The organism is Pseudomonas sp. G.S.17 (assembly GCF_038096165.1).
Classification (GTDB): Bacteria; Pseudomonadota; Gammaproteobacteria; order Pseudomonadales; family Pseudomonadaceae; genus Aquipseudomonas.
In genome coordinates this window covers 1,594,520-1,619,481 of record NZ_CP151076.1, presented here as the reverse complement: position 1 = coordinate 1,619,481, position 24,962 = coordinate 1,594,520, and the positions used below count along the sequence as shown (strand labels likewise).

The following is a 24,962-nucleotide window of genomic DNA, read 5'->3' as shown; positions in this document are numbered from 1 at the left end:
AGCCGCTCACGCATCACGAAACGCAAGCATCAGGACGCATACAGAGCGGGCCCGCCACGCTGGCGAGCCCGCAGAAAATGGGAGCGTATCCAACCTACGCCTGGACCAGATCCAGGTTATCGCCTTTCAGGACATGAGCCACACAGACCACCCTGATAAGGCCGCTGAAGTTCTTCACGCCGCCGTAGCGCAAATGAACTTCCCTGTCGATGTAGGACAGCACCGCATTGACCGAACAGTTGTTTGACCGGGCAATGGTTCCAAGAATGTTCCAGTAAACGTTTTCCAGCCGCAGGCAAGTTGCCAACCCATTGAGGCGCACCGACTTGGAATGCGGTTGCGCCAGATTCATGTTGAAATCCTCGACAAAAGGATCATTACGTATTTTTCCGTGACGGTTTAAGTCTTGTACGTCGCGCTCAACCCCTCGAACCATGGTGATATTTCCTCTACACAGATCAATTCAGACTTCATGAAGAAACATTTAAAAATAAATAAATGTGCCTGCTTATAAAGCCCGAATCCCGACGTTATAGCCAGTAGAGCCAATACTCATACTGTGTAGGAGATCACTACAATTGATAGGCGAAACAGACTTTCCGCCTGGTGATAACCGACCTGAATGTTAAGCAGGTGTTTAATATTTATGTAGTCGCAAAAAAAAATCGACAAACGCCAGTCCAAGCCGGGAAGGCAGGTACAGGGGCCAAGGGAGGAGTCGGAGATTCGTCAGATGAGCGACGCAGCGCGTGCGTCGCTCGTCGCGACCTTAGTTGGTCTCAAGCATCGAACGCAGCATCCAGGCTGTTTTCTCGTGCACTTGCATCCGCTGGGTCAACAAGTCAGCAGTCGGCTCATCACTGACTTTATCCAACAAAGGAAAAATACTACGAGCTGTGCGGACAACAGCTTCTTGACCCTGAACCAGACTTTTGATCATGGCTTCAGCACTCGGCACGCCTTCTTCTTCCTTGATAGACGACAGGCGAGCGTAAGTTGTGTAGGTACCCGGTGCCGGGAAGCCCAGTGCGCGAATACGTTCGGCAATCGAATCCACCGCCAGGGCGAGTTCGTTGTATTGCTCTTCGAACATCAAATGCAGCGTACGAAACATCGGGCCGCTGACATTCCAGTGAAAGTTGTGGGTTTTGAGATACAACACGTAAGTATCTGCGAGCAAGTGAGAAAGACCGTCAACGATCGACTTACGATCTTCTTCGCTGATACCAATATCGATTGCCATGTTTTGCCCCTTAGAGATGGATTATTCAGCAGGTACAGCGGGCACTCTACCAAGAGAATGACCATGACGCAGCAGCTTCAGCCATCGAAATCCCTGGCACGTCGAGAAAAAAATCCGCACCAGGACACTGCATAAACCCACCGCTGGTCGCTTTGCATAACCCATTTTCAACAATGCCGACGGACCTGCAGGCTCCTGATTTGAGTAGCCCCATGCTTTGCTGTTAAATACACCGCGTGTCGTTGCTGACTTTTCCTGCAACGCATAGGCTGACCCTCGCTCGTGCAGCACGCCTCCACTTTTCCAGAAGCGTACCGGGTGTCATCAGCTATTTCCTCGTGATCCATCTTAATGTGAGTTATCAACATGTTGAAAATCGTTCACCTGCTAACGGGAGCCGCAGCCCTGCTGCTTTCCTTCATCCCCAGCCTGCGCAGTGAAGCCTTGTCTTCATATCTCCTGCAGCCCGATGCGCTCTATCTGGCGTTCTTTGGCCTGCTCAATCTGTTGCTTGCACCAGTGATCCCCTATTGGAACCGGGGCCCACGTCATCAATTGCAAAACCTTGTAAGTGCGTTGCTCATTCTTGCCGTCGTTCTTCAAATCCTGACCCTGCTCGTCCCGCTGGAGATCGTCGCCGGTCAACCAGCAATCATGCTGGGCCTGATCGCCGCCACACTTGCGGTCGCCTTGCACATCGGGATCAGCTTCTATAGATCTTCGCCATCCCCCGCCGCGCAAAGTCATGACATGACCAATCGCGATACAGGTACCGTGAAGTGGTTCAATACCTCCAAGGGTTTTGGTTTTATTTCCCGGGATTCGGGCGATGACATCTTCGTTCACTTCCGCGCCATTCGCGGTGAAGGCCATCGTGTCCTCGTAGAAGGCCAGCGTGTCGAGTTCTCGGTCATGAACCGCGACAAAGGCCTGCAAGCAGAAGACGTCATCGCGGCACTTCCCCGCCGCTGATTGTCTCGCCTGATAAAAAAACCGCGACCTCCTCCTGGAGATCGCGGTTTTTTTTGCGCCAGTACCTATTAATAGTGGGGCGGCGGCGCATCTTCCTCGAAGGTGTCGAACTGACTGCCCAGCTCTTCCTGGCGTTTGAGCATCGCCGCCATCTGCTGTTGCAGACGGTCAAGTGCGCGCTGCTGAGTCACCAGCACGTCATTCAACGCCTGAATGGTATCGTCCTGGAAAGCCAGCCGGCTTTCGAGTTCGGTCACTCGTGCTTCAACAGTCATGACAATTCCTCTGCAAAGGTGAAGCCAACGGTCAGCTCGCTGCGCAGCTGCTGCACGATGGTCGATACCTGCTGCGCTGTATAAGGTTGCGCGGGATGCTTGCCCCACACCGGAGCAGGCCAGGCCGGATCGCTGTGTCGACGGGCGATAACATGCATGTGTAGCTGACTAACTACATTACCCAGCGCTGCAACATTGATTTTGTCAGCCGCGAATACCTTATTGAGAATCACTGACAACACAGTTGTTTCCTGCCACAACTGCAACTGATCTTCAAGCGCCAACTCAAATATTTCACTAATATCCGCCCGCTTGGGCACCAGGACAAACCAGGGATAGTTTGAATCATTGGATAACAGCAGCCGGCATAACGAAAAATCGCCAATGGGCACTGTGTCTGCCTGTAAACGTGAGTCGAGAACGAACACGGTATAACTCCTGATCGTCAGGTTAGGTTTTTTTGCGCACCCTCATTTAAGTGTATGGCGCATTACCGAGCAGGATACTCGGGAATAAGTTCGAGTTCACTGCCGGGCTCGGTTACATGACGTTTGGCGCGGCCTGCCGCAGGGGATAGCGAGCCCCGGATACTGCAGTGGAGAAGCCCCTTCTGCACCAGGAATGACCGCCGACTGACAAAATGCACTCATTTAGAACAGTGATCGGGTGTTTTCAGCAGTGCTACGGTTGTTACAAATCGCTACCCAAAAAACGCGACTGGCAGGCATCAAATCCCCTCAAGCGGTTTTGCTGAGCGCCTGATGAAACACCCGACCGGTCCGAAAAGCTTACAGATCACAGCCATGAGCCACCTTCTAGCATCGGGAGCCGGACGCGCACCAAAACAACCCACTCCGATCGGCCAAAATGCCTGCCTACCCAGAATTTACCCAGGCTGATGGGCAGAAAGTAACGTTCCGCGCAGCCTCCCGAACTCAAAAGCGCTTCAACCGCAGGGATTTGAAATAAAATAGAAAGCTTTAAAATCTATATATATCAGTCAGTTACCTCATAAAAGCGAGGTAAATACTGCATTTTTCACAAAATTTTCTCATCAGCGTGAGCTTTGTGCACGGTTGTTGCTATATCACTCACAAGGTTGGCACGGACCCTGGCGGAAAACAGGATCCGGCTATCGTGAGAATGCGAAGGCTTGCCCAGGCATTACTTGGAAACCGGGCTTAGACTGTTTCACCCTATGCTTAGGTCGTAAAAAGGTAATGCGGTAGTTGTAAAGTCGATATGGAAACAGTGCATTTTTGCGACATGGACAGAGCAGTTTGCGACACCGCCGTAAAGATTTCGAAAGGATAGGTCTGTAACTATCGCCACCATTGTCAGCGTGATATAAGTTTCGCCGACACAAAAAAGAAAGAGCCGTCCCAGATAAAAAAACAGGTGGGTCGGCAGCAACTCTTCTTAAAACCAAAGGAGCAAGTCACGATGAGAGTGATGAAGTGGAGCGCAATCGCACTGGCAGTTACTGCAGCCAGCACCCAACTGGCAACGGCAGCAGCGTTCGTCAGCGATCAGTCAGAAGCAAAAGGTTTCGTTGACGGCAGCACGCTTGATGTGAAAGCTCGCAACTACTATTTCAATCGCGACAAGAAAAACGGCGCCGTTGATGACAAAGACTGGACCCAGGGTTTCTGGGGAACCTTCAGCTCTGGCTACACTCAAGGCACCATCGGGGTGGGCGTTGAAGCTTTCGGCTATTTCGGCCTGAAGCTTGACGGTCAGGACAAATATTCCGGTTCGGGCAACCTGGTCACCAGCAGCCAGGGCAAGAACGAAGACAGCTTCGGCAAAGCCGGTGGCGCTGTTAAGTTCCGTCTCTCGAAAACCGAGCTGAAAATCGGTGACATGCAGCCTACCAGCCCAGTGTTCGCAGTAGGCGGCTCCCGTCTGTTGCCACAAACTGCCAGCGGTATCAGCCTGCAGAGCAGCGAGATCAAAGGTCTGGATCTGGAAGGCGGTCACTTCTACTCCGGCACCAGCCAGGACGACACCAGCCACAACGGTAACATTTGGGCTACCTACGCCGGTGTTTCTGCGAAGACCGCTGACTTCGTTGGCGGCAAATACGCGATCACTGACAACCTTGGCGTTGCACTCTACGGTGCCAAGCTTGAAGACGTGTGGGACCAGTATTACGCGAACGTGAACTACGCACTGCCGCTGACTGACACCCAGTCCCTGGCATTTGACGCCAACCTGTATCGCACCGTCGATGAAGGCAGCGCCAAAGCAGGCGAGATCAGTAACACCGCATTCTCCGGTTCCGTTGCCTACTCGTTCCTGGCAGCACACACCCTGACCCTGGCATTCCAGAAGGTCAACGGTGATACGCCATTCGACTACATCGGTATTGGCGACAACAACAAGGGCGGCGACTCGATCTTCCTGAACAACTCCATCCAGTACTCTGACTTCAACGGTCCTGGTGAGAAATCCTGGCAAGCTCGCTACGACCTGAACATGGCTCCGTATGGCGTTCCTGGCCTGAGCTTCATGACCCGCTACATCAAAGGTTATGACATCGACGGCACCAACACACCTGCAAACAGCGCTTATGCTGGCCTGTATGGTGAAGACGGCAAGCACCACGAGACCAACCTTGAAGCCAAATATGTGCTTCAAACCGGTCCAGCCAAAGACCTGTCGTTCCGCATCCGTCAAGCATGGCACCGTGCCAATGCTGACCAGGGCGAAGGCGATATCAACGAGTTCCGTCTGATTGTCGACTACCCGATCTCGATCCTGTAATCGCACTTCAGCTACTCGTTTCGGAAAAAGCCCGGCTGATGCCGGGCTTTTTCATTCAGGCAATAAAGTAATCAGCATCGCCTCCCTCGGAGGCCTTGCGCTGTACGGGGGTAACTCGGCCCCGTACAATGCCCAGTCATTTCTAGTCTCAGCAACCGACAACGGCCTCCCATGCGCACCAGTCAATTTTTGCTCGCCACACAGAAAGAAACCCCTTCCGATGCGGTCGTCGTCAGCCACCAGCTGATGCTGCGTGCCGGCATGATTCGCAAACTTGCTTCCGGTCTCTATACCTGGCTCCCCATGGGCCTACGTGTGTTGCGCAAGGTCGAAGCCATCGTTCGTGAAGAAATGGACGCTGCTGGCGCACTCGAAGTATTGATGCCGGGTATTCAGCCCGCAGAGCTGTGGCAGGAATCCGGCCGCTGGGAACAGTACGGTCCTGAGTTGATGCGCCTGACCGATCGGCACAATCGCGAATTCTGCCTGGGCCCGACCCACGAAGAAGTGATCACCGATCTGGCCCGCAATGAGCTCAACAGCTATAAACAGCTGCCGATCAATCTGTACCAGATCCAGACCAAATTCCGCGACGAAATCCGCCCACGCTTCGGTTTGATGCGCGGCCGCGAGTTCGTCATGAAGGATGCGTACTCCTTCCATGCCGATCAGGCTTCCCTGCAGGAAACCTACGACCGCATGCATCAGGCGTATTGCAACGTGTTTACCCGCCTTGGCCTGAAATTCCGCCCGGTGGAAGCAGACAACGGTTCCATCGGCGGCGCGGGCTCTCATGAGTTTCACGTGCTGGCCGAGTCCGGCGAAGACGATATCGTGTTCAGCAATGGCTCCGATTACGCCGCCAACATCGAGAAAGCCGAAGCGATTCCCCGGGAAACCTCTCGCGCCGCACCAACCGAAGAGCTGCGTCTGATTGATACGCCGAACGCCAAGACCATTGCGCAACTGGTCGAAGGCTTCAACCTGCCTATCGAAAAGACCATCAAAACCTTGGTGGTGCATGCCGCTGAAGAAGGCAAGCTTATCGCACTGATCATCCGTGGCGATCATGAGCTGAACGAAATCAAGGCTGCCCAGCAAGAACGGGTCGCCAGCCCGCTGGTCATGGCATCGGAAGCCGAGTTGCGCGACGCCATCGGCGCCGGTGCCGGTTCGCTGGGCCCGCTGAACCTGCCGCTGCCTTGCATCATCGACCGTTCGGTAGAACTGATGAGCGACTTCGGCATCGGTGCCAACATCGACGACAAGCACTACTTTGGCGTCAACTGGGAACGCGATCTGCCTGTTCCGACCGTTGCCGACCTGCGCAACGTCGTGTCTGGCGATCCAAGCCCGGACGGCAAAGGCACGCTTGAAATCAAGCGCGGCATCGAAGTCGGTCACATTTTCCAGCTGGGCACCAAGTACAGCGAAGCCATGAAATGCCAGGTCCTTGGCGAAAACGGCAAGCCGGTCAACCTGTCCATGGGTTGCTACGGCATCGGCGTTTCCCGGGTCGTCGCCGCAGCCATCGAGCAGAACAGCGATGCCAACGGCATTATCTGGAATGACACCCTGGCGCCCTTCCAGATCGCCCTGGTACCGCTGCGCTATGAAACCGAAGCGGTTCGCGAAGCCACTGACAAGCTTTATGCCGAACTGAAGGCCGCTGGTTTCGAAGTGCTGCTGGATGACCGCGACAAGAAAACCAGCCCCGGCAACAAGTTTGCCGACATGGAGCTGATTGGTATCCCCCATCGCATCGTGGTCAGCGACCGCGGCCTGGCCGAAGGCAATCTTGAGTACAAGAGCCGCATCGAGCCTGAGGCCCAGGCCCTGCCGGTAGCTGACGTGTTGTCGTTTATCCAGGCCCGTATCCGCCGCTGAGTCATGGGCGCGCTCGCCACAACGAGCGCGCCCATTTCAGGCACCGCGCCTTATCCGCATCAAGAGATCCCATGTTCAAGCGAAGATCCTTAAGCCTCGGCTGTACAGCCTTGTGCGCCAGCCTGCTTGTCAGCGGTTGTGCCAACCACTTGTCACAGCGCAGCGAGCATGAAGAGCGTGTCGAACGCAAATTGCTCGAACATACCCTGCAAATTGATATGGGTGAGCCCAAGACCCTTGAGCTGCCTCAGCGCCGCGTGCGCATCCATGAACAAAAGACCTTTGAAGTCACCGAATTCGAAGTCACCCGCCGCTACGATCGTTACACCGCGTATCAGCCGTGGCGGGAAATCTATGAGATTCCGCTGGGTGCCGTCGCGGTGGTGGCCGGTGTCGGCGCCAACGTGGTCAACGTCTTGGCCTTCGGCCAGCTGCCGGACAGCGTGACCAAGGACTGGATCAACTATGGCGTGGCCGGGCTCAACCCGTTCATGAACGCGCCGTCTCATGGCCGGGCCCAGCAAAACCTGGCGGGGATCGACGAAGTCCAAAAGGACAAGCGTATCGAAAATTCGTCCCTGCCGTGGAACGAGCGCCCGGTGCTGGTCAAGTCAGGGACGCAAACCCACGAGTTGACCACTGATCGCAACGGCGTGTTGCGCCTGAGTCTGCTGGACAGTCCATTTGCCGAACAGGACCTGAGCCACGTCACGCGAATCTACTTCAGCGTCGAAGACGATCAGGACAAGGTTCACGCCAATGCGGACCTGCCCATCAGCAAGCTGTTGCGTGGCAAGTTACTTGAGGCGCACAGCCTGATTTACGATGACCTGGAAGATGATGAAGTCAGCCAGTGGGTCTATCGCGTCAAGCGTCTTTCGGAATTGGGGCTTGAAGATGAAGCCAGCGAACTGGAGCAGAGCCTGATCGAGCTGACGCGTAATGATCCCCAGTTGCAGCATGAGTTTGTGAAATCCCTGGCCAAGGATGCGGGTCGCCTGGTCGCTGACCCCGGCGCCAAGCACTGACATCCACTGCTGCGTGCTCAGGGCGCGAACAGTTCCAGCTGTTCGTGACCGCTGCGCAGATCGTGCAAACGCACACCGATCCCCAGTAACCGCACCGGCTTGTCGCCACGGGCAAACGCCTGGGTCAACAACTGCTGGAAACTGGTCAGATCCCGCCCCGCCCCGGACTGCTCAAGGGTCGTCTGCGTGAAATCGTGGAATTTGACTTTCACGAAGGGTTTGCCAGGCCGATAGTTGTCGGCGATGCGCGCCATACGCCCGGACAAGGTTTCCATCAGTTCTGGTAACTTTTCCAGGCAACTGGCCAGATCCGGCAAATCCGTATCGTAGGTATTTTCCACACTCACCGATTGCCGTCGGCTGTCGTTTTGCACCGGCCTTTCGTCGATGCCGTGCGCCAGCCCCCACAAGCGCTCGCCGAAAGAGCCGAATTCCCGAACCAGCGACAGCTTGCTCCAACCACGCAAATCCGTGCAGGTGACAATCCCCAGTCTGCCGAGCTTGTCGGCTGTCACCTTGCCAACGCCATGCAGCTTGTTGACTGGCAGTAGCGCGACGAAATCCTCGACCTGATCCGGCGTGATCACAAACAGCCCGTTGGGTTTTTTCCAGTCACTGGCGATCTTGGCGAGGAATTTGTTCGGCGCAACGCCCGCCGAGACGGTGATATGCAGCTGATTGGACACACGGCGGCGTATGTCCTGAGCGATGCGCGTGGCGCTGCCACCAAAATGGCTCGCATCGGACACGTCCAGAAACGCCTCATCCAGCGATAACGGCTCAATAAGATCGGTGTAATCGCGAAAGATCGTCTGGATTTCCTTCGATGCTTCTTTATAGGCGTCCATGCGCGGCTTGACGATGGTCAGGTCCGGACACAGCTTCAAGGCATGCCTAGATGACATCGCCGAGCGCACTCCGTAGGCGCGCGCTTCATAGTTGCAGGTCGCGATCACGCCGCGTCGATCTGCCGAACCACCCACCGCCAGCGGTTTGCTCGCCAGGCGCGGGTCATCGCGCATTTCGATGGCGGCATAGAAGCAGTCACAGTCGACATGAATGATTTTTCGCTGCGTCATGTAGGGTGATTTGCGAGAGATAAGGTCGCGCAGTATCTCATTGGCATCAGGATGTGGCACTCCGGGATGTGTGAATGGTCATGAAACCTTGACTGAAAAGCGCCCAAACCTGGCCCATAGCCCCGCATGGCAAGGCGTCACAGCCACATCAATCCCAATCGACGCTGCTAAGCGATTGAAGGAAAAGCAGTTTTTTCAAACTAACGGTTGACAGCACAGCGATCCGGCGTAGAATGCCGACACACAGACGCGGGATGGAGCAGTCTGGTAGCTCGTCGGGCTCATAACCCGAAGGTCGTCGGTTCAAATCCGGCTCCCGCAACCAAACATCAAACAAGGCTACTCGAAAGAGTGGCCTTTTTTGTGTCCGTCAGTTTTTCACCCTTGATTGCAATACGCCGGTCCGCAACATTTTGTAGGACCGGCTTTAGCCGGGAGACCGCCCTCCCGACTAAAGCCGGTCCTACGGTTCCTGCCTGGCCGCACTCATTTACCCTCATTTCGCATTAAAGGTTGACACCTCGTCGTTCGGCTGTAGAATGCCGCCACACAGACGCGGGATGGAGCAGTCTGGTAGCTCGTCGGGCTCATAACCCGAAGGTCGTCGGTTCAAATCCGGCTCCCGCAACCAAACATCAAACAAGGCTACTCGAAAGAGTGGCCTTTTTTGTGCCTGTAAGAAAAACACCGCTCCAATGAAGCTAAGCGCTTGTCAGAAAAGGCTATTTTGCATTGCAGGTTTCATCTCATTTTCACGCTTGTAACGTAATATTGCTGTGGGCGACAGTTTTTCCATGGTCGGCCGATAGCCTTTTGTGACCCAATAGTCGCTTAGGTGACACAGACAAAATCCGCTCCATTCGCTCGTTAGACGTTGACGCGCTAACATCTCGAAATATTTTTTGCGTAGGGATTGGTAACTTGGCTGCATACCTCCATCCTGTCGCGCACGATCCAAGGAGTGATTGATGCGCGCCAACCCGTCAGAACCCAATGAAGCAGTCACGGCGAATCAACCTATTCAACCTGCTCGCCTGCAATGGCTGGAGCTGCTGAGCAAGTATCGCCAACCTATCGGCCTGGCCGTTACGCTGCTGCTTTTCGCCATTGCGCTGATCGCTTGCCGCCACATGCTGAGCGAGCTGGATCTTTATGCGCTGCATGATTCGCTGCTAAGTGTGCCGGTGCCATCACTGGCAGGCGCCGTGCTGGCGATGATTGTCGGTTTTATCATCCTGCTGGGCTACGAATGGTCCGCCAGTCGATACGCCGGGGTTGATCTGCCCAACAAGACCCTGGCGATGGGCGGCTTTACCGCGTTCGCCATTGGCAACGCAGTCGGGCTTTCGATGCTGTCCGGCGGCTCGGTGCGTTATCGGCTGTATTCGCGCAAAGGCGTGGGTGCGATAGAAGTCGCACGCATGACGCTATTCGCCAGCCTGTCATTGGGCTGCGCCCTGCCGCCGCTGGCCGCACTCGCGACCCTGAGCAATTTGTCCGGTGCTTCCCTGGCCCTGCACTTGCCGGTCGGGATGCTCGCGGCGATTGCCATCGGCGTTCTGGTTTTGACTGCACTGCTGACCATGGCGGTGTATCGCCGTCGGCTGCCAGAACAAACGATCCCACACACTCTATTGGTGCGTGCTGGCAGAAGAACCCTGCGTTTGCCTGGCCTGCGCCTGACGCTGATGCAACTGGTGATCACCGCGCTGGACGTTGCCGCAGCGGCTACGGTTCTGTATTTGCTGCTGCCGCAATCCCCGCCGTTTGGCGCGTTCCTGCTGGTTTACCTGCTGGCATTGGCTGCGGGCGTGCTCAGTCATGTTCCTGGTGGCGTGGGTGTTTTCGAAGCCATTCTGCTCGCGGCGTTCGCCAATGAACTGGGCGCCGCACCGCTGGCTGCCGCCTTGCTGTTGTATCGACTGATCTACGTCGTGCTGCCGCTGCTGCTGGCCTGCCTGACCCTGCTGTTCACCGAAAGCCAGCGCCTGTTGCCAACCAAACAGGCAATGCGTGTAGCGTCGGGCCTTGCGGCACCGATTCTGGCATTGCTGGTGTTTCTTTCCGGGGTGGTGCTGCTGTTCTCCGGCGCGACTCCGGAAATCGATACCCGCCTGGAAAATCTCGGTTTTCTGATTCCCCATCGCCTGATCGATGCTTCGCACTTCGGCGCCAGCCTGATTGGCGTGCTGTGCCTGTTGCTGGCTCAAGGCCTGCGCCGGCGTCTTTCGGCGGCATGGATGCTGACCACCATTTTGCTGGTGACCGGCTCAGTGCTGTCGATGCTCAAGGGCTTCGACTGGGAAGAAGCGGTCCTGCTGATTCTCACTGCCTGCCTGCTGGGGGTTTTCCGTCGCTCGTTCTACCGACCGAGTCGCCTGCTGGAATTGCCTTTCTCGCCGCTGTATCTGGTGGCTAGCATCTGCGTGTTGGGCGCTTCGATCTGGCTGCTGCTGTTTGCCTATCAGGACGTCCCGTACAGCCATCAACTCTGGTGGCAGTTCACGCTGGATGCCGATGCCCCGCGCGCGCTGCGCTCGGCGCTGGGCAGCGCAGTGCTGCTGGTTGTGGTGTCGCTGACCTGGCTGCTGCGCACGGCACGACCGGTGATCAAACTCCCCGATGCGACAGAGCTGGCCAAGGCCGCCGAAATCGTCAACGCGTCATCACAACCGGATGGCGGGCTGGTGTTGACCGGCGACAAGGCGATCCTGCTGCACCCCAGTGGTGATGCCTTTTTGATGTACTCGCACCGTGGCCGCAGCCTCGTGGCCTTGTATGACCCGATTGGACCTACCCAGCAGCGTGCCGAACTCATCTGGCAGTTCCGCGACCTGTGCGATGTCCACCACGCGCGCCCGGTGTTTTATCAGGTCCGCGCCGAGAACCTGCCGTTCTATATGGACATCGGCCTGACCGCGATCAAGCTGGGCGAAGAAGCCCGGGTCGACTTGCGCCGCTTCGACATCGAAGCCAAGGGCAAGGAGATGAAAGACCTGCGCTACACCTGGAACCGGGGTGGACGCGATGGTTTGTCGCTGGAGATCTACGAAGCAGGTCAGGCACCGCTGGATGAGCTGAAGGTGATCTCCGACGCCTGGTTGACGGGCAAGAACGTCCGGGAAAAGGGCTTTTCCCTGGGTCGCTTCAGCCCGGAATACCTCAAGCACTTCCGCATCGCCATCATTCACTTTGAAGGCAAGCCGGTGGCGTTCGCCAACCTGCTGGAGACGTCGCGCCACGATCTGGCCAGCCTGGACTTGATGCGCGCGCATCCGGATGCACCGAAACTAACCATGGAATTCATGATGGTCGGGCTGATTTTGTATTACAAACAGCACGGCTACGAACGCTTCAGCCTGGGCATGGTGCCGTTGTCAGGCTTGCAACCGCGGCGTGGCGCACCTTTGACCCAGCGTTTGGGCTCGATGGTGTTCCGCCGTGGCGAGCAACTCTACAACTTCCAGGGCTTGCGGCGCTTCAAGGACAAATTCCAGCCTGACTGGGAACCTCGCTATATGGCCGTGCCCGCCGGACTCGATCCGCTGGTGGCGCTGGCTGATACTGCCGCCCTGATTGCAGGCGGTCTGACTGGATTGGTGAAACGCTGATGATTCAACGCTACTGGCGCTTTTTGCTCGCAGCCCTGGTTATTCTCGTGGTGGCGTTGGGGGTCTGGGTGTGGAACCGCCCTGCTCCGCCGGCCACCCTCGTCCATTCCACCCTGGCTGACGGCTCGGCGCTTACCGATGTAACGCCGGGCAGCCGGACCAAGGTGCGGGTTGCATTGGCGGTCACTGCTGACGACTTGCTCACCGACAAGCAATTGCAGGCCTTGAGCCAGGATGCCGCCGCGCGGATTATTCAGGTGGTGTTGCCCAAGGATAATTGCGTCCTGCAACAAAAGACCTTCAACGACGCCCTGCAACAGCTGGATGACGCGCCGACCATCGTCGGCGGTATCGGCCCGGGTGCGACATTGGCCTGGCGCTGGCTTGCAGGTCAGGACAACGACGATGCAGAGGCGATTTCGGTAGGTTTTTACCTGGAAGTCCCGTCCCAGCCGGCACCGGTGGTAGAGGCCGACGAGCCCGCGCCAGTGATCTGCGACGTGGCGCTGCCAAAAACCGCGCCCCACGGCCACTGGATGGTGGCATGGAACGATGCGCCCGAGGACGCGCCTGCAGCGTTTGTGCGTGATCAGGCCAACGCAGATACGAGCATCAGCGACTACGACATCAAGCTGCCACAGGTTTTGAACAGCGAACTTCGCCACAAATTGGTCGGCGAGGATGACAAGGGTGGCGGCGTCGGCGTGCCGGTGGTGGAAGTCCCGTCTGCACAGCCCTCCGACACGGTGACGCTGTTCATGTCCGGCGATGGCGGCTGGCGCGACCTGGACAAGGTAGTGGCCGGCGATATGGCCAACCTGGGTTATCCGGTGGTGGGCATTGATGTGCTGCGCTATTACTGGGAACACAAGACGCCGGAGCAGACTGCCGCCGACCTCACCGAACTGATGCAGCACTACCGACAGAAGTGGGGCACCAAGCGCTTCATTCTCGCTGGTTACTCCTTCGGTGCTGACGTGATGCCGGCGGTCTACAACCGCCTGGCCCCTGAGGATCAGAACCGCATCGACGGCATTATCCTGCTCGCCTTCGCACGCACCGGCAGCTTCGAGATCCATGTCGACGGCTGGCTCGGCACTGCTGGCAAGGAAGCCACTACCGGCGAAGAGATGGCCAAGCTGCCTGCCGAGAAGGTGCTGTGCGTCTACGGCATCGAAGAGAAGGATGAAAGCGGCTGCACCGCAACCACGGCAGTGGGCGAGAAGCTGCAGCTTCCAGGCGGTCACCACTTCGACGAGAACTACCCGGCTCTGGCCAAACGCCTGATCGCCGCCATCGACAAGCGCCAGGGCAAGGCCGAGAGCAAGTAGAAGCTTGCGCAAGGCATAAAAAAATCCCCGCAACCTTATCGAGGTGCGGGGATTTTTTTATATCTGCAGAAACCGATCACGCTCCGTAGGAGCCAACTTGTTGGCGAGACGTCGACCCTGTGTAACCAGGAAGATTGCCTCGCAAGCTCGCTCCCACACAGAAGGATTACATTTCCACCTGCGTACCCAACTCGATCACCCGGTTGAACGGCAGCTTGAAGAAGCGCAGGTTGCCGTTGGCGTTCTTGAGCATGAAAGCGAACAGCGCCTCGCGCCAGCGCGCCATGCCGACCATTTTCGACGGGATCACTGTCTCGCGACTGAGGAAGTACGTGGTGCGCATCGGGCTGAAGTCCAGTTCCTTCAAATGACACAGGCTCAGCGCGGCCGGTACGTCCGGCTCGTCGATGAAGCCGAAATGCAGGATCACCCGATAAAAGCCTTCGCCATAGGCCTCGACTTCAAATCGACGCTGCGCCGGTACTCGCGGCGTGTCTTCGTAAACCACGGTCAGCAACACCACTTGTTCATGCAGCACCTGGTTATGCAGCAGGTTATGCAGCAATGCATGTGGGACGGCATCGGCGCGGGCAGTGAGAAATACCGCTGTGCCCTGCACCCGATGCGGCGGCTGGACCTTGATGCTGCTGATGAAGATCGGCAATGGCAACCCGCCTTCGTCGATACGATCCACCAGCAACTGCTTGCCGCGCTTCCAGGTGGTCATCAGGATAAACAACACAACGCCGGCGATTACCGGGAATGCCCCGCCTTGAATCACCTTCGGCACGTTGGCGGCGAAGAACAGGCTGTCCACCAGCAGAAGACACAGCAACAGGGGCACGGCGAGGAATGCCGGCCATTTCCACAACAGCAGCATGACCGACGACACCAGAATCGTGGTGCAGAACATCGTGCCGGTAACCGCTACGCCGTAGGCCGAAGCCAGCGCGCCGGAAGACTCGAAACCCAGCACCAGCAGAATCACGCCAACCATCAACGACCAGTTGACCGCACCGATATAGATCTGGCCCTGGGCATCGCTGGAGGTGTGCTGAATATGCATGCGTGGGATGTAACCGAGCTGGATCGCCTGCAACGTCATGGAAAACGCGCCGGAAATCACCGCCTGAGACGCAATGACCGTCGCCAGCGTTGACAGCCCCACCAGCGGCAACAGCGCCCAGCTCGGCGCCAACAGGTAGAACGGGTTGCGCGCGGCTTCCGGGTCTTCGAGCACCAGGGCGCCCTGACCGAAATAGTTGAGCACCAGCGCTGGCAACACCAGGAGGAACCAGGCGCGAGCAATCGGCTTGCGGCCGAAGTGGCCCATGTCGGCATACAGCGCTTCGGCACCGGTCAGCGCCAGCACCACTGCACCAAGGATCGCCACGCCAATGCCCGGATGGACGATAAAGAAGCGCACGGCCCACAGTGGGTTCATGGCGTGCAGCACTTCCGGCTGGCGCAAAATGCCATGAATGCCCAGCAAGCCCAGCACCACGAACCAGGTCACCATGACCGGACCGAACAACACACCGATGCGCGCCGTGCCGTGCCGCTGAATCAGGAACAGCCCGACCAGCACCACCAGCGCCATGGGTACTACCCAGCGCTCGAGTCCATCGAAAGCCAGTTCCATACCTTCCATGGCCGACAGCACGGAAATCGCCGGGGTGATCATGCTGTCGCCGTAAAACAGCGCCGCACCGAACAAGCCGAATACCACCATGACCGCCTGCAGTTTCGGCTTGCTCGCCGAGGCCCGTCGCGCCAGGGCGGTGAGCGCCATGATGCCGCCCTCGCCCTGGTTGTCAGCGCGCAGGATGAACACCATGTACTTGAACGAGACCACCCAGATCAGCGACCAGAAGATCAATGACAGAATGCCCAGCACCGCGTCGTGTGTGACCTCTACGCCATAACCACCCTGAAACACTTCCTTGAGGGTATACAACGGGCTGGTGCCGATATCGCCATATACCACGCCCACCGCCGCCATCAGCAAACTCAAGGGTTTGGCTGCGCTTTGCCCGGTCTCAGCCTGACTGCTTGCTTGACTCATCTACCACTCCAGAAACCAAGGCTCGCGCCACTCGACACAAGATGATGCTTTGAGCCTGCCGACACTTATCAGGTGCCATCGAAGCCAGCGAATTCGACATATCCCGTAACGCCGCGAAGCATAGCGCAGCACTCGTCGTAATTCTCTGCATAAAGCTGGTCAATCGCAGGACTGACCGCTAAAATTGCGCACTTTTTGACCAGAGGCGCACGTATCCGCTATCGGATACCAACGCCCAGCCGGTGCCGACGCACCACTTACGCCGAGGTTCGCCATGTCCACCGTTATCACGCCTTCCGCCCCGAAGGTTGGCTTTGTTTCCCTGGGTTGCCCGAAGGCCCTTGTGGACTCCGAGCGCATCCTTACTCAACTGCGCATGGAAGGCTACGAAGTGGTCGCGACCTATCAGGATGCCGACGTCGTTGTCGTCAACACCTGTGGGTTCATCGACACCGCCAAGGCTGAGTCCCTGGAAGTGATCGGCGAAGCCCTTGCCGAAAACGGCAAAGTGATCGTGACCGGTTGCATGGGCGTCGATGAAAGTGTCATCCGCAACGTGCACCCCAGTGTTCTGGCCGTAACCGGGCCGCAGCAGTACGAGCAAGTGGTCAATGCCGTCCACGACGCCGCGCCGCCGAACCTCAATCACAACCCGCTGATCGACCTGGTGCCGCCGCAAGGCGTCAAGCTGACTCCGCGCCATTACGCCTACCTGAAGATTTCCGAAGGCTGCAACCACAGCTGCAGCTTCTGCATCATCCCGTCGATGCGCGGCAAACTGGTCAGCCGTCCGGTGGGTGATGTGCTTGATGAAGCGCAGCGTCTGGTCAAGGCTGGCGTCAAAGAGCTGCTGGTGATTTCCCAGGACACCAGCGCTTATGGCGTCGACGTCAAATACCGCACCGGTTTCTGGAACGGCGCGCCGGTCAAGACGCGCATGACTGAACTGTGCCAGGCCCTCAGTTCACTGGGCGTCTGGGTTCGCCTGCATTATGTGTACCCGTATCCGCACGTCGATGAACTGATTCCGCTGATGGCTGCCGGGAAAATCCTGCCGTATCTGGATATCCCGTTCCAGCATGCCAGCCCGAAAATCCTCAAGCTGATGAAACGCCCGGCCTTTGAAGACAAGACTCTGGCGCGCATCAAGAACTGGCGCGAACAGTGTCCGGACCTGATCATCCGTTCGACATTCATCGTCGGCTTCCCGGGTGAAACCGAAGAAGACTTCCAGTATCTGCTTGAATGGCTGACCGAAGCACAACTCGATCGCGTTGGCTGCTTCCAGTACTCCCCGGTCGAAGGCGCTCCGGCCAACCTGCTGGACGCACCGATTGTTCCGGACGAGATCAAACAGGATCGCTGGGATCGTTTCATGGCCCATCAACAAGCCATCAGCGCAGCGCGCCTGCAAATGAAGATCGGCAAGGAAATCGAAGTGCTGATCGATGAAGTCGACGAGCAAGGCGCGGTAGGCCGCTGCTTCTTCGATGCCCCGGAAATCGACGGTAATGTTTATATCGCCCTCGAAGCCGACAGCCAGGTCAAACCCGGCGACAAGATCATGTGCCGCGTGACCGACGCCGATGAATACGATCTGTGGGCGGACCTGCTCTGATCGCCTGTTCGTAGCCTGAAGTAAAATCAGCCCTGCCCTTCAAACGGCGGGGCTTTTTATAGGTCGAACAGGCTGGCGACTTTTCTTTGCTCAGCGGCCAGACGGAGCCAGGCTCATGCACTACCAGCACCACGAGATTTTCATCCCCAACAAGAACGAATATCCGAAACTGACGCAGGTTTGGGAAGACTCGGTCCGTGCCACCCACGACTTTCTTCCCGACTCGTATATCTCGATCCTCAAGAGCCTGCTGCTCTCGCGCTATCTGGACAGCGTTACGCTGTTCTGCTGTCGGGATGTACACATGAACATCACCGGTTTTGCCGGCGTCAGCAGGACCAAGCTGGAGATGCTTTTCATTGATCCCGCACATCGCGGCGAGGGCCTGGGAAAACGGCTGCTGGCCCATGCCATCGAACATTTCGGTATAGAAGAACTGGACGTCAACGAGCAGAACCCGCAGGCGCTGGGCTTCTATCTAAAGCATGGGTTCGAAGTGGTCAGCCGTACCGAGGTTGATGGACTGGGCCAGCCGTATCCGATGTTGCGCATGCGTTTGCGCAACGGGGGCAAACCGTAGGACCGGCTTTAGCCGGGAAGAGGCCGGTACATTCTCAGTAGTTGCGTCGTCAGACCTTCCGCCCTCCCGGCTAAAGCCGGTCCTACGGGTCCTGTGTGCTGGCCGACATCGCGATGTTCCCGAGACGTGGGTATGCCGCTTCGCGGGCAAGCCTCGCTCCAACAATCGAGCCGTCACCACTGATTCCAGCCCATTTGCAATGTTGCCGCGATTAACCGGGCGTGCACGGGTACAATAATCGCCTTTCTCTCAAGTAACGGCTCTTTGTCATGTCAGAACCCATCCGCCTCTCCAAACGTCTTATCGAGCTGATCGGCTGCTCCCGTCGGGAGGCTGAGCTGTATATCGAAGGCGGCTGGGTCACCGTGGATGGCGAAGTCATCGAAGAACCGCAGTTCAAGGTCGATACGCAAACCGTTGAACTCAGCCCGGCAGCCAAGGCCGATGCGCCGGAACCGGTAACGATCATCCTGCACAAACCCGCAGCGATGAGCGACGCCGATGCACTGGCGCTGATCACGCCGGGCACCCTGTCGGAAGAGCACAGCTTCGGCAAGCGTCCGCTCAAAGGGCACTTTCTGCGTCTTGAACCCATTTCGACCTTGCAGGCCAATGCCAGCGGCTTGATGGTGTTCAGCCAGGACTGGAAAATCCTGCGCAAGCTCACGGATGATCGCAGCAAGATCGAGCAGGAATACATCGTCGAAATTAGCGGCGACATGGTGGCTCACGGCTTGAACCGCCTGAATCACGGCCTGACCTACAAGGGCAAGGAATTGCCTGCGGTCAAAGCCAGCTGGCAGAACGAAAACCGCCTGCGCTTCGCCATGAAAAACCCGCAGCCGGGCATCATTGCTCAGTTGTGCGAAGCCGTTGGCGTGAAGATCGTTTCGGTGCGCCGCATCCGCATTGGCGGCGTGTCGATGGGCAAGTTGCCCGAAGGCCAGTGGCGCTACATGACCGTGAAAGAAAAGTTCTGACCCACGCACTCCTCATTCAGTGCTGCAGCGGCTCGCTTCTGTGGCGTGACACCCGCCTCACCAGGATTCGAACACACCATGATGAACAATGACGTACTGCGCAGCGTGCGCTACATGCTTGATATCAGCGACGGCAAGATCGTCGATATCGTCAAGCTGGCAGGCTTCGAAATTTCCAAGGCCGACGTGATCGCCTTCATGAAGAAAGAAGACGAAGAAGGTTATCTGGATTGCAGCGATGAAATCATGGCGCACTTCCTCGATGGCCTGGTGATCTTCAAGCGCGGCAAGGACGACAGCCGTGCGCCACAAGCGATTGAACTGCCGATCACCAACAACACGGTCCTGAAAAAACTGCGTGTGGCCTTCGAACTCAAGGAAGAAGACATGCACGCCATCCTCAAGGCCGCCGAGTTCCCGGTGTCCAAGCCGGAGCTGAGCGCCCTGTTCCGCAAGTTCGGCCACAGCAACTACCGCACCTGTGGCGACCAGTTGCTGCGCAACTTCCTCAAAGGCTTGACCTTGCGGGTTCGCGGCTGATCCAGACGGCATCCTTGATCCCAGACTTGTAGGACCGGCTTCAGCCTGGAGGGTATTCTCCCGGCTGAAGCCGGTCCTACGGATTGACATTCAATTGCGATGACTGGCCGGAACCCTCATGCCTGATTCCTACAACGTCTCCCCCATCGGCTACGTGCGCTCCTGCTTCAAGGAGAAGTTCGCCATCCCGCGTCAGCCTCAGCTCGCTCCGGCGGCTCGCGGCGTGCTGGAACTGGTGGCGCCGTTTGATCAGGGCGACGCCGTGCAGGGTCTGGAACAGGTCAGCCATGTCTGGCTATTGTTCCTGTTTCACCTGGCACTGGAAGACAAGCCGCGCCTGAAAGTGCGCCCGCCGCGTCTGGGCGGCAATCAATCCATGGGCGTGTTCGCCACTCGCGCGACTCATCGCCCCAATGGCATCGGCCAGTCAGTGGTCAAGCTGGACAAGGTTGAAGCCGGACGCCTGTGGTTGTCCGGCATCGACTTGCTGGACGGCACGCCGGTGCTGGACATCAAACCCTACGTGCCTTACGCCGACAGCGTGCCGACTGCGAGCAACACCATCGCCAGTGCCGCGCCTGAGCTGATCCCGGTTCAGTGGGCGGATGAGGCGCTGCGTCAGGCTCATGAACACGCGCTGCGTCTGGGTGAGCCATTGGTGGAGCTGATCGAGCAATGCCTGGCTCAAGACCCGAGACCGGCTTATCAAGTGCCGACGCCGGAGCGTCGCTACGGTGCGCAGCTGTGGGATCTGGATGTGCGCTGGCATTATCCGCAAGCCGGGCTGATTCGCGTGCTTGAGGTCATTCCGGCCACCAGCTGAGTCGCAGCCGCCCTACCAAACGTCGCCCACAAAAAAACCGCCTGGTCCGTGACCCCCAGGCGGTTTTTTCGTCACAAGCGCGATGTACCTTGCAGCACATCCCACGTTGTAATTCAGCTGCGCACGTCGCTTACTTCTCGACGAACGCACGCTCGATCAGGTAATCACCCGGCTCGCGCATACGCGGCGAAACGGTCAGGCCGAAGCTGTTGAGCACTTCGCTGGTTTCGTCGAGCATGCTCGGGCTACCGCACAACATCGCGCGATCATCCTGAGGATTGATCGGTGGCAGACCAATATCGCTGAACAGCTTGCCGCTGCGCATCAGATCGGTCAGACGGCCTTCGTTTTCGAAAGGCTCGCGGGTAACGGTCGGGTAGTAGATCAACTTGTCACGCAAGGCTTCACCGAAGAACTCGTTCTGCGGCAGATGCTCGGTGATGAATTCGCGGTAGGCCACTTCGTTCACATAACGAACGCCATGGCACAGGATGACCTTTTCGAAACGCTCGTAGGTTTCCGGGTCCTGGATGACGCTCATAAATGGCGCCAGGCCAGTACCGGTGCTCAGCAGATACAGATGCTTGCCCGGCTTGAGGTCGTCCAGCACCAGCGTACCCGTAGGTTTCTTGCTGATGATGATCTCGTCGCCTTCTTTCAAATGCTGCAGCTGCGACGTGAGGGGACCGTCCGGCACCTTGATGCTGAAAAACTCGAGATGCTCTTCCCAGTTCGGGCTGGCAATCGAATAAGCGCGCATGAGCGGGCGGCCATTGGGCTGCTGCAGACCGATCATGACGAACTGACCGTTCTCGAAACGCAGACCTGGGTCGCGGGTGCACTTGAAACTGAAGAGCGTGTCGTTCCAGTGATGGACGCTAAGGACACGCTCGTGGTTCATGTTGCTCATGTACGTAGGAACTCCTGAAATTTCACCCGCGCCGGGTAAGAGCGCTATTGCGCGATATTCTAGTGGCAGACACAATATCTGTTAACTGGATTATCAAGATATAGGTTATCGGTTATATAGATATGCGATTTACTCTGCGTCAACTCCAGGTCTTCGTCGCCGTCGCACAACAGGAAAGTGTTTCCCGTGCGGCCATCCTGCTGTCCCTGTCGCAATCAGCGGCGAGTACCTCCATAACCGAACTGGAACGCCAATCCAGCTGCCAGCTGTTCGACCGCGCTGGCAAACGCTTGAGCCTCAACGCCACCGGCCGCCAGTTACTGCCCCAGGCCGTGGCGCTGCTGGATCAGGCCAAGGAGATCGAGGACCTGCTCAACGGCAAATCCGGTTTCGGCTCACTGGCGGTCGGCGCGACGCTGACTATTGGTAACTATCTGGCAACCCTGCTGATCGGCAGTTTCATGCAGCGTCACCCGGAAAGTCAGGTCAAGCTGCACGTACAGAACACTGAGCATATCGTGCAACAAGTCGCTCACTACGAAATTGATCTAGGTCTGATTGAGGGCGATTGCACGCACCCGGACATCGAAGTGCAACGTTGGGTCGAAGACGAACTGGTGGTGTTCTGTGCGCCGCAGCATCCGCTGGCCAAGCGTGGCCATGCCAGTCTCGATCAGCTGACCGAGGAAGCCTGGATCTTGCGTGAGCAGGGCTCTGGCACTCGCCTGACCTTCGATCAAGCCATGCGCCATCACCGCAATGCACTCAATGTGCGACTGGAGCTGGAACACACCGAGGCGATCAAGCGTGCGGTGGAATCGGGATTGGGAATTGGCTGCATTTCCCGGCTGGCCCTGCGCGATGCTTTCCGGCGCGGCAGCCTGGTGGCCGTTGAAACGCCGGAGCTGGACCTGATCAGGCAGTTCTACTTCATCTGGCACAAGCAGAAGTATCAAACCTCCGCCATGCGCGAATTTCTCGATCTGTGCCGCTCATTCACCACGGGCATCCGCCGCAGCGATGAAATCGTCCTCCCGAGCATCTATCAGGCTGGCGCCTGAGCGCCCCGGACTGGCTAGGCTGCGCGTCAACCCAGCAGGATCAAACCCCAGACCACGGCAATCATGCCCAAGGCAATGAACTGCGCGGCGCTACCCATGTCTTTGGCATTCTTGGACAGCGGATGCAATTCCAGGGAAATCCGGTCGATCGCGGCCTCGACAGCCGAATTGAGCAATTCAACGATCAGCGCCAGAAGGCAGACAGCGATCAACAAGGCATGCTCGGCCTTACTGATGTGAAACAGGAACGACACGGGAATCAGGATCACGTTCAGCAATACCAACTGCCGAAAAGCAGCCTCGCCTTTGAAAGCGGCGGTCAGGCCGTCAAAGGAATAGCCGGTGGCATTGAAGATACGTTTGAGGCCGGTCTGGCCTTTGAAAGGAGACATAGATAGGCTGCTGCTTGAATAGAAAAGGCGAAGTTAATTCAGGACAAGTCAAAAAAGCGTGAACCCACGGCATTGCTCACGCAATCAGTTTGGCGAAATCGATTCCAGTTGTTGCAAAAGCAGCGCGGCCTGAGTGCGAGTGCGTACGCCCAGCTTGCGGAAAATCGCAGTCACATGCGCCTTGATGGTCGCTTCCGAGACGCTCAGTTCGTACGCGATCTGCTTGTTCAACAAGCCTTCGCAGACCATGGTCAGCACCCGGAACTGCTGTGGAGTCAGACTCGCAAGGCCAGCACTGGCCGCCTTTGCCTCAGCCGAAACACTCACGGGTTCGTTGACTTGCGATGGCCACCAGACGTCGCCTTCAAGAACCGTGCGTACCGCTTGCTGAATGGTTTCCAGGGAGCTGGATTTGGGGATGAAACCGCTGGCACCGAACTCCTTGGAGCGCACGACAATCGATGCTTCTTCCTGAGCGGAAACCATCACCACGGGAATCTGCGGGTACTGCCCGCGCAACAGCACCAACCCGGAAAATCCGTAGGCACCCGGCATGTTCAGATCCAGCAGAACCAGATCCCAGTCGGTCTTTTCACCCAAATGAGTTTCAAGCTGAGCAATGCTGTCGGCTTCTACCAACCGGACATCCGGGCCGAGGCCGAGGCTTAATGCCTGATGCAGCGCGCTGCGAAATAGCGGATGGTCATCGGCAATCAGGATTTCGTAGGTCATTGGGTGATCCTGTTTTTATAGGAGCAGCGATCCGATCGTTGCTCAGCAAGGCATTCGAAAATGCCAGCAAATGCTCGTTGGGCGACACAGCACATTCGACGCAAACCAACAAAAACAAGCGTCCAATCCTTTATGCGGCGCCAAGCATGCCCAGCGAAGCCGGGGTGGTCAAGCGCCATCCTTGGTGAAACGTTATTGCATATTGTGCACTTATCTTCAGCCGGTGGGCGCCGCAGATCAGCTATCTATATAAAAGCTTTCAAGTGAGTGTGGGCGGCGTCCTGCGCATCAATAGGGTTTTGAAACTTGGCCCCCAGATAATGCGCAGTGAACACGTCCAGATAAGCATCCAGAACGCCACTGGCGTGGGTATCGCCGGCCAGCTCCAGACACAGCGCCGCGACTTCAGCGGTACAGAAATGGTCGTCGCGCTTGGAGCGGCGCAGTCGGTAGCGCGACAGCAGCTCCGATTCCAGGGTCAGCACGGGAAAACGCTCCAGATAGGGGCTCTTGCGAAACATCTTGCGGGCCTCGGGCCAGGTCGCATCCAGCAAAATAAACAGCGGCCGCTTGCCGTGTTCGAGCCTGACTTCACTGACCACCCGCTCCTCAGCGACAAACTCACCGGGGAAAACGATGTACGGCTGCCACTGCGGATCGTCCAGTAATGCCAGCAGCTGCGGGTTGATCTCGACGCGCGACCAGCCAAATGCGTAGGTGTCTTTGATCACGTCGGCAATCAGCCAGCCGGTATTGGTCGGTTTCAACGGTTCAGTGTCGTACATCAACAGGCACATGCCCGACGTCGCCGGCACAGTCGGTTTCCAGGCGCACAGGCAATAATCGGAAATCACCCGACAGCCGGGGCAACGTGGGGCGCGTGATCCGCGGGCAATGAACGGCTTGGTACTCTGCGCCAGGCGTTGATCGCGCAGACGGGAAACGGCATGACTCATGGCTGAGTGCACCGATGAACAGAAGGCGTTGACACTGGGTTGCCCCGAGAAGGTAATAAGTTGCCGAAGTTTACCAGAGCCACGCGGTCTACCGCTGCGCTGTCCGGCCAGGA

The 24,962-nt window shown here is 57.4% G+C and carries 22 protein-coding genes and 2 tRNA genes; 14 read left to right on the top strand and 10 right to left on the bottom strand.

Annotated features, from left to right (window positions below; genetic code table 11):
- Nucleotides 1-94: 94 nt before the first annotated feature.
- Nucleotides 95-442 (bottom strand): ribbon-helix-helix domain-containing protein, encoded by a 348-nt coding sequence (locus AABC73_RS07430; protein WP_044901144.1) that lies wholly within the window; start codon nt 440-442, stop codon nt 95-97.
- Between the two features lie 327 nt (nt 443-769).
- Complete coding sequence (locus tag AABC73_RS07425; protein WP_065834853.1) at nt 770-1,243, bottom strand: Dps family protein; 474 nt, start codon at nt 1,241-1,243, stop codon at nt 770-772.
- Nucleotides 1,244-1,609: 366 nt separating this feature from the next.
- Here AABC73_RS07425 and AABC73_RS07420 point away from each other — a divergent pair, with 366 nt between their 5' ends.
- Entirely contained in the window at nt 1,610-2,215 is a 606-nt protein-coding gene (locus AABC73_RS07420) for a cold-shock protein (RefSeq protein ID WP_020289425.1), read from the top strand.
- A gap of 68 nt (nt 2,216-2,283) precedes the next feature.
- Here the strand turns inward: AABC73_RS07420 and AABC73_RS07415 are convergent, their stop codons facing one another.
- Together AABC73_RS07415 and AABC73_RS07410 are read right to left on the bottom strand one after the other, a co-directional pair.
- Nucleotides 2,284-2,490, bottom strand: coding sequence for a SlyX family protein (locus AABC73_RS07415; protein ID WP_065834851.1), 207 nt, complete (start codon nt 2,488-2,490; stop codon nt 2,284-2,286).
- Nucleotides 2,487-2,918: an HIT domain-containing protein gene (locus AABC73_RS07410; protein WP_341523052.1), complete on the bottom strand. Its 432-nt coding sequence runs from the start codon at nt 2,916-2,918 to the stop codon at nt 2,487-2,489. Before AABC73_RS07410 ends, AABC73_RS07415 begins: the two co-directional genes overlap by 4 nt.
- Nucleotides 2,919-3,933: 1,015 nt before the next feature.
- Here AABC73_RS07410 and AABC73_RS07405 point away from each other — a divergent pair.
- From AABC73_RS07405 to AABC73_RS07395, 3 genes are all read left to right on the top strand, one after another.
- On the top strand, nt 3,934-5,256 hold the full coding sequence (locus tag AABC73_RS07405; RefSeq protein WP_341523051.1) for an OprD family porin: 1,323 nt from the start codon (nt 3,934-3,936) through the stop codon (nt 5,254-5,256).
- A 171-nt stretch (nt 5,257-5,427) separates the two neighbouring features.
- Nucleotides 5,428-7,143, top strand: a complete 1,716-nt coding sequence (locus AABC73_RS07400; RefSeq protein WP_341523050.1) for a proline--tRNA ligase — start codon at nt 5,428-5,430, stop codon at nt 7,141-7,143.
- A 71-nt stretch (nt 7,144-7,214) separates the two neighbouring features.
- Nucleotides 7,215-8,171, top strand: coding sequence for a hypothetical protein (locus AABC73_RS07395; RefSeq protein WP_341523049.1), 957 nt, complete (start codon nt 7,215-7,217; stop codon nt 8,169-8,171).
- Between the two features lie 17 nt (nt 8,172-8,188).
- On the opposite strand, the gene dinB is transcribed toward AABC73_RS07395, so the two are convergent.
- Nucleotides 8,189-9,250, bottom strand: coding sequence for a DNA polymerase IV (gene dinB / locus AABC73_RS07390; protein ID WP_341523048.1), 1,062 nt, complete (start codon nt 9,248-9,250; stop codon nt 8,189-8,191).
- 248 nt (nt 9,251-9,498) lie between these two features.
- On the opposite strand from dinB, the gene AABC73_RS07385 reads away from it, so the two are divergent.
- The 4 genes from AABC73_RS07385 (at nt 9,499) to AABC73_RS07370 (ending at nt 14,192) form a co-directional block, all read left to right on the top strand.
- Nucleotides 9,499-9,575, top strand: a tRNA-Met gene (locus AABC73_RS07385).
- 229 nt (nt 9,576-9,804) lie between these two features.
- Nucleotides 9,805-9,881, top strand: a tRNA-Met gene (locus AABC73_RS07380).
- A 337-nt stretch (nt 9,882-10,218) separates the two neighbouring features.
- Nucleotides 10,219-12,861, top strand: a complete 2,643-nt coding sequence (gene mprF / locus AABC73_RS07375; protein WP_341523047.1) for a bifunctional lysylphosphatidylglycerol flippase/synthetase MprF — start codon at nt 10,219-10,221, stop codon at nt 12,859-12,861.
- Nucleotides 12,861-14,192 carry an AcvB/VirJ family lysyl-phosphatidylglycerol hydrolase gene (locus AABC73_RS07370; RefSeq protein ID WP_341523046.1) on the top strand — a complete coding sequence of 444 codons (1,332 nt, stop codon included), beginning with the start codon at nt 12,861-12,863 and terminating at the stop codon, nt 14,190-14,192. The genes mprF and AABC73_RS07370 overlap by 1 nt, the downstream gene beginning before the upstream one ends.
- A 166-nt stretch (nt 14,193-14,358) precedes the next feature.
- On the opposite strand, the gene AABC73_RS07365 is transcribed toward AABC73_RS07370, so the two are convergent.
- Nucleotides 14,359-16,257 carry a potassium transporter Kup gene (locus AABC73_RS07365; RefSeq protein WP_341523045.1) on the bottom strand — a complete coding sequence of 633 codons (1,899 nt, stop codon included), beginning with the start codon at nt 16,255-16,257 and terminating at the stop codon, nt 14,359-14,361.
- 274 nt (nt 16,258-16,531) lie between these two features.
- Between AABC73_RS07365 and rimO the strand changes: the two genes are divergently transcribed.
- The 5 genes from rimO (at nt 16,532) to tsaA (ending at nt 20,798) form a co-directional block, all read left to right on the top strand.
- On the top strand, nt 16,532-17,875 hold the full coding sequence (rimO, locus tag AABC73_RS07360; RefSeq protein WP_341523044.1) for a 30S ribosomal protein S12 methylthiotransferase RimO: 1,344 nt from the start codon (nt 16,532-16,534) through the stop codon (nt 17,873-17,875).
- A 115-nt stretch (nt 17,876-17,990) separates the two neighbouring features.
- On the top strand, nt 17,991-18,455 hold the full coding sequence (locus AABC73_RS07355) for a GNAT family N-acetyltransferase (RefSeq protein WP_341523043.1): 465 nt from the start codon (nt 17,991-17,993) through the stop codon (nt 18,453-18,455).
- Between the two features lie 269 nt (nt 18,456-18,724).
- The gene (locus AABC73_RS07350) at nt 18,725-19,435 is read left to right on the top strand and encodes an rRNA pseudouridine synthase (protein WP_341523042.1); all 711 of its coding nucleotides are present in this window, start codon (nt 18,725-18,727) and stop codon (nt 19,433-19,435) included.
- Between the two features lie 78 nt (nt 19,436-19,513).
- Nucleotides 19,514-19,975 (top strand): DUF1456 family protein, encoded by a 462-nt coding sequence (locus tag AABC73_RS07345; RefSeq protein ID WP_341523041.1) that lies wholly within the window; start codon nt 19,514-19,516, stop codon nt 19,973-19,975.
- A gap of 118 nt (nt 19,976-20,093) precedes the next feature.
- Nucleotides 20,094-20,798 (top strand): tRNA (N6-threonylcarbamoyladenosine(37)-N6)-methyltransferase TrmO, encoded by a 705-nt coding sequence (gene tsaA, locus AABC73_RS07340; RefSeq protein ID WP_341523040.1) that lies wholly within the window; start codon nt 20,094-20,096, stop codon nt 20,796-20,798.
- A gap of 130 nt (nt 20,799-20,928) precedes the next feature.
- On the opposite strand, the gene fpr is transcribed toward tsaA, so the two are convergent.
- Nucleotides 20,929-21,708, bottom strand: coding sequence for a ferredoxin-NADP reductase (fpr, locus tag AABC73_RS07335; RefSeq protein WP_002554680.1), 780 nt, complete (start codon nt 21,706-21,708; stop codon nt 20,929-20,931).
- A 122-nt stretch (nt 21,709-21,830) separates the two neighbouring features.
- On the opposite strand from fpr, the gene AABC73_RS07330 reads away from it, so the two are divergent.
- On the top strand, nt 21,831-22,769 hold the full coding sequence (locus AABC73_RS07330) for a LysR family transcriptional regulator (protein ID WP_331151269.1): 939 nt from the start codon (nt 21,831-21,833) through the stop codon (nt 22,767-22,769).
- Between the two features lie 26 nt (nt 22,770-22,795).
- On the opposite strand, the gene AABC73_RS07325 is transcribed toward AABC73_RS07330, so the two are convergent.
- From AABC73_RS07325 to AABC73_RS07315, 3 genes are all read right to left on the bottom strand, one after another.
- On the bottom strand, nt 22,796-23,161 hold the full coding sequence (locus AABC73_RS07325; RefSeq protein WP_341523039.1) for a diacylglycerol kinase: 366 nt from the start codon (nt 23,159-23,161) through the stop codon (nt 22,796-22,798).
- Between the two features lie 84 nt (nt 23,162-23,245).
- Nucleotides 23,246-23,893 carry a response regulator transcription factor ErdR gene (erdR, locus tag AABC73_RS07320; protein ID WP_341523038.1) on the bottom strand — a complete coding sequence of 216 codons (648 nt, stop codon included), beginning with the start codon at nt 23,891-23,893 and terminating at the stop codon, nt 23,246-23,248.
- 245 nt (nt 23,894-24,138) lie between these two features.
- Nucleotides 24,139-24,849, bottom strand: coding sequence for a tRNA-uridine aminocarboxypropyltransferase (locus AABC73_RS07315; protein WP_341523037.1), 711 nt, complete (start codon nt 24,847-24,849; stop codon nt 24,139-24,141).
- Nucleotides 24,850-24,962 lie beyond the last annotated feature (113 nt).

Excerpts from the sequence above, each read along its gene's own strand:
- AABC73_RS07425 (WP_065834853.1), bottom strand. The coding sequence starts at position 1,243 with ATGGCAATCGATATTGGTATCAGCGAAGAAGATCGTAAGTCGATCGTT.
- AABC73_RS07420 (WP_020289425.1), top strand. The coding sequence starts at position 1,610 with ATGTTGAAAATCGTTCACCTGCTAACGGGAGCCGCAGCCCTGCTGCTT.
- AABC73_RS07415 (WP_065834851.1), bottom strand. The coding sequence starts at position 2,490 with ATGACTGTTGAAGCACGAGTGACCGAACTCGAAAGCCGGCTGGCTTTC.
- AABC73_RS07405 (WP_341523051.1), top strand. The coding sequence starts at position 3,934 with ATGAGAGTGATGAAGTGGAGCGCAATCGCACTGGCAGTTACTGCAGCC.
- AABC73_RS07400 (WP_341523050.1), top strand. The coding sequence starts at position 5,428 with ATGCGCACCAGTCAATTTTTGCTCGCCACACAGAAAGAAACCCCTTCC.
- AABC73_RS07395 (WP_341523049.1), top strand. The coding sequence starts at position 7,215 with ATGTTCAAGCGAAGATCCTTAAGCCTCGGCTGTACAGCCTTGTGCGCC.
- dinB (WP_341523048.1), bottom strand. The coding sequence starts at position 9,250 with ATGACGCAGCGAAAAATCATTCATGTCGACTGTGACTGCTTCTATGCC.
- mprF (WP_341523047.1), top strand. The coding sequence starts at position 10,219 with ATGCGCGCCAACCCGTCAGAACCCAATGAAGCAGTCACGGCGAATCAA.
- AABC73_RS07370 (WP_341523046.1), top strand. The coding sequence starts at position 12,861 with ATGATTCAACGCTACTGGCGCTTTTTGCTCGCAGCCCTGGTTATTCTC.
- AABC73_RS07365 (WP_341523045.1), bottom strand. The coding sequence starts at position 16,257 with ATGAGTCAAGCAAGCAGTCAGGCTGAGACCGGGCAAAGCGCAGCCAAA.
- rimO (WP_341523044.1), top strand. The coding sequence starts at position 16,532 with ATGTCCACCGTTATCACGCCTTCCGCCCCGAAGGTTGGCTTTGTTTCC.
- AABC73_RS07355 (WP_341523043.1), top strand. The coding sequence starts at position 17,991 with ATGCACTACCAGCACCACGAGATTTTCATCCCCAACAAGAACGAATAT.
- AABC73_RS07350 (WP_341523042.1), top strand. The coding sequence starts at position 18,725 with ATGTCAGAACCCATCCGCCTCTCCAAACGTCTTATCGAGCTGATCGGC.
- AABC73_RS07345 (WP_341523041.1), top strand. The coding sequence starts at position 19,514 with ATGATGAACAATGACGTACTGCGCAGCGTGCGCTACATGCTTGATATC.
- tsaA (WP_341523040.1), top strand. The coding sequence starts at position 20,094 with ATGCCTGATTCCTACAACGTCTCCCCCATCGGCTACGTGCGCTCCTGC.
- fpr (WP_002554680.1), bottom strand. The coding sequence starts at position 21,708 with ATGAGCAACATGAACCACGAGCGTGTCCTTAGCGTCCATCACTGGAAC.
- AABC73_RS07330 (WP_331151269.1), top strand. The coding sequence starts at position 21,831 with ATGCGATTTACTCTGCGTCAACTCCAGGTCTTCGTCGCCGTCGCACAA.
- AABC73_RS07325 (WP_341523039.1), bottom strand. The coding sequence starts at position 23,161 with ATGTCTCCTTTCAAAGGCCAGACCGGCCTCAAACGTATCTTCAATGCC.
- erdR (WP_341523038.1), bottom strand. The coding sequence starts at position 23,893 with ATGACCTACGAAATCCTGATTGCCGATGACCATCCGCTATTTCGCAGC.
- AABC73_RS07315 (WP_341523037.1), bottom strand. The coding sequence starts at position 24,849 with ATGAGTCATGCCGTTTCCCGTCTGCGCGATCAACGCCTGGCGCAGAGT.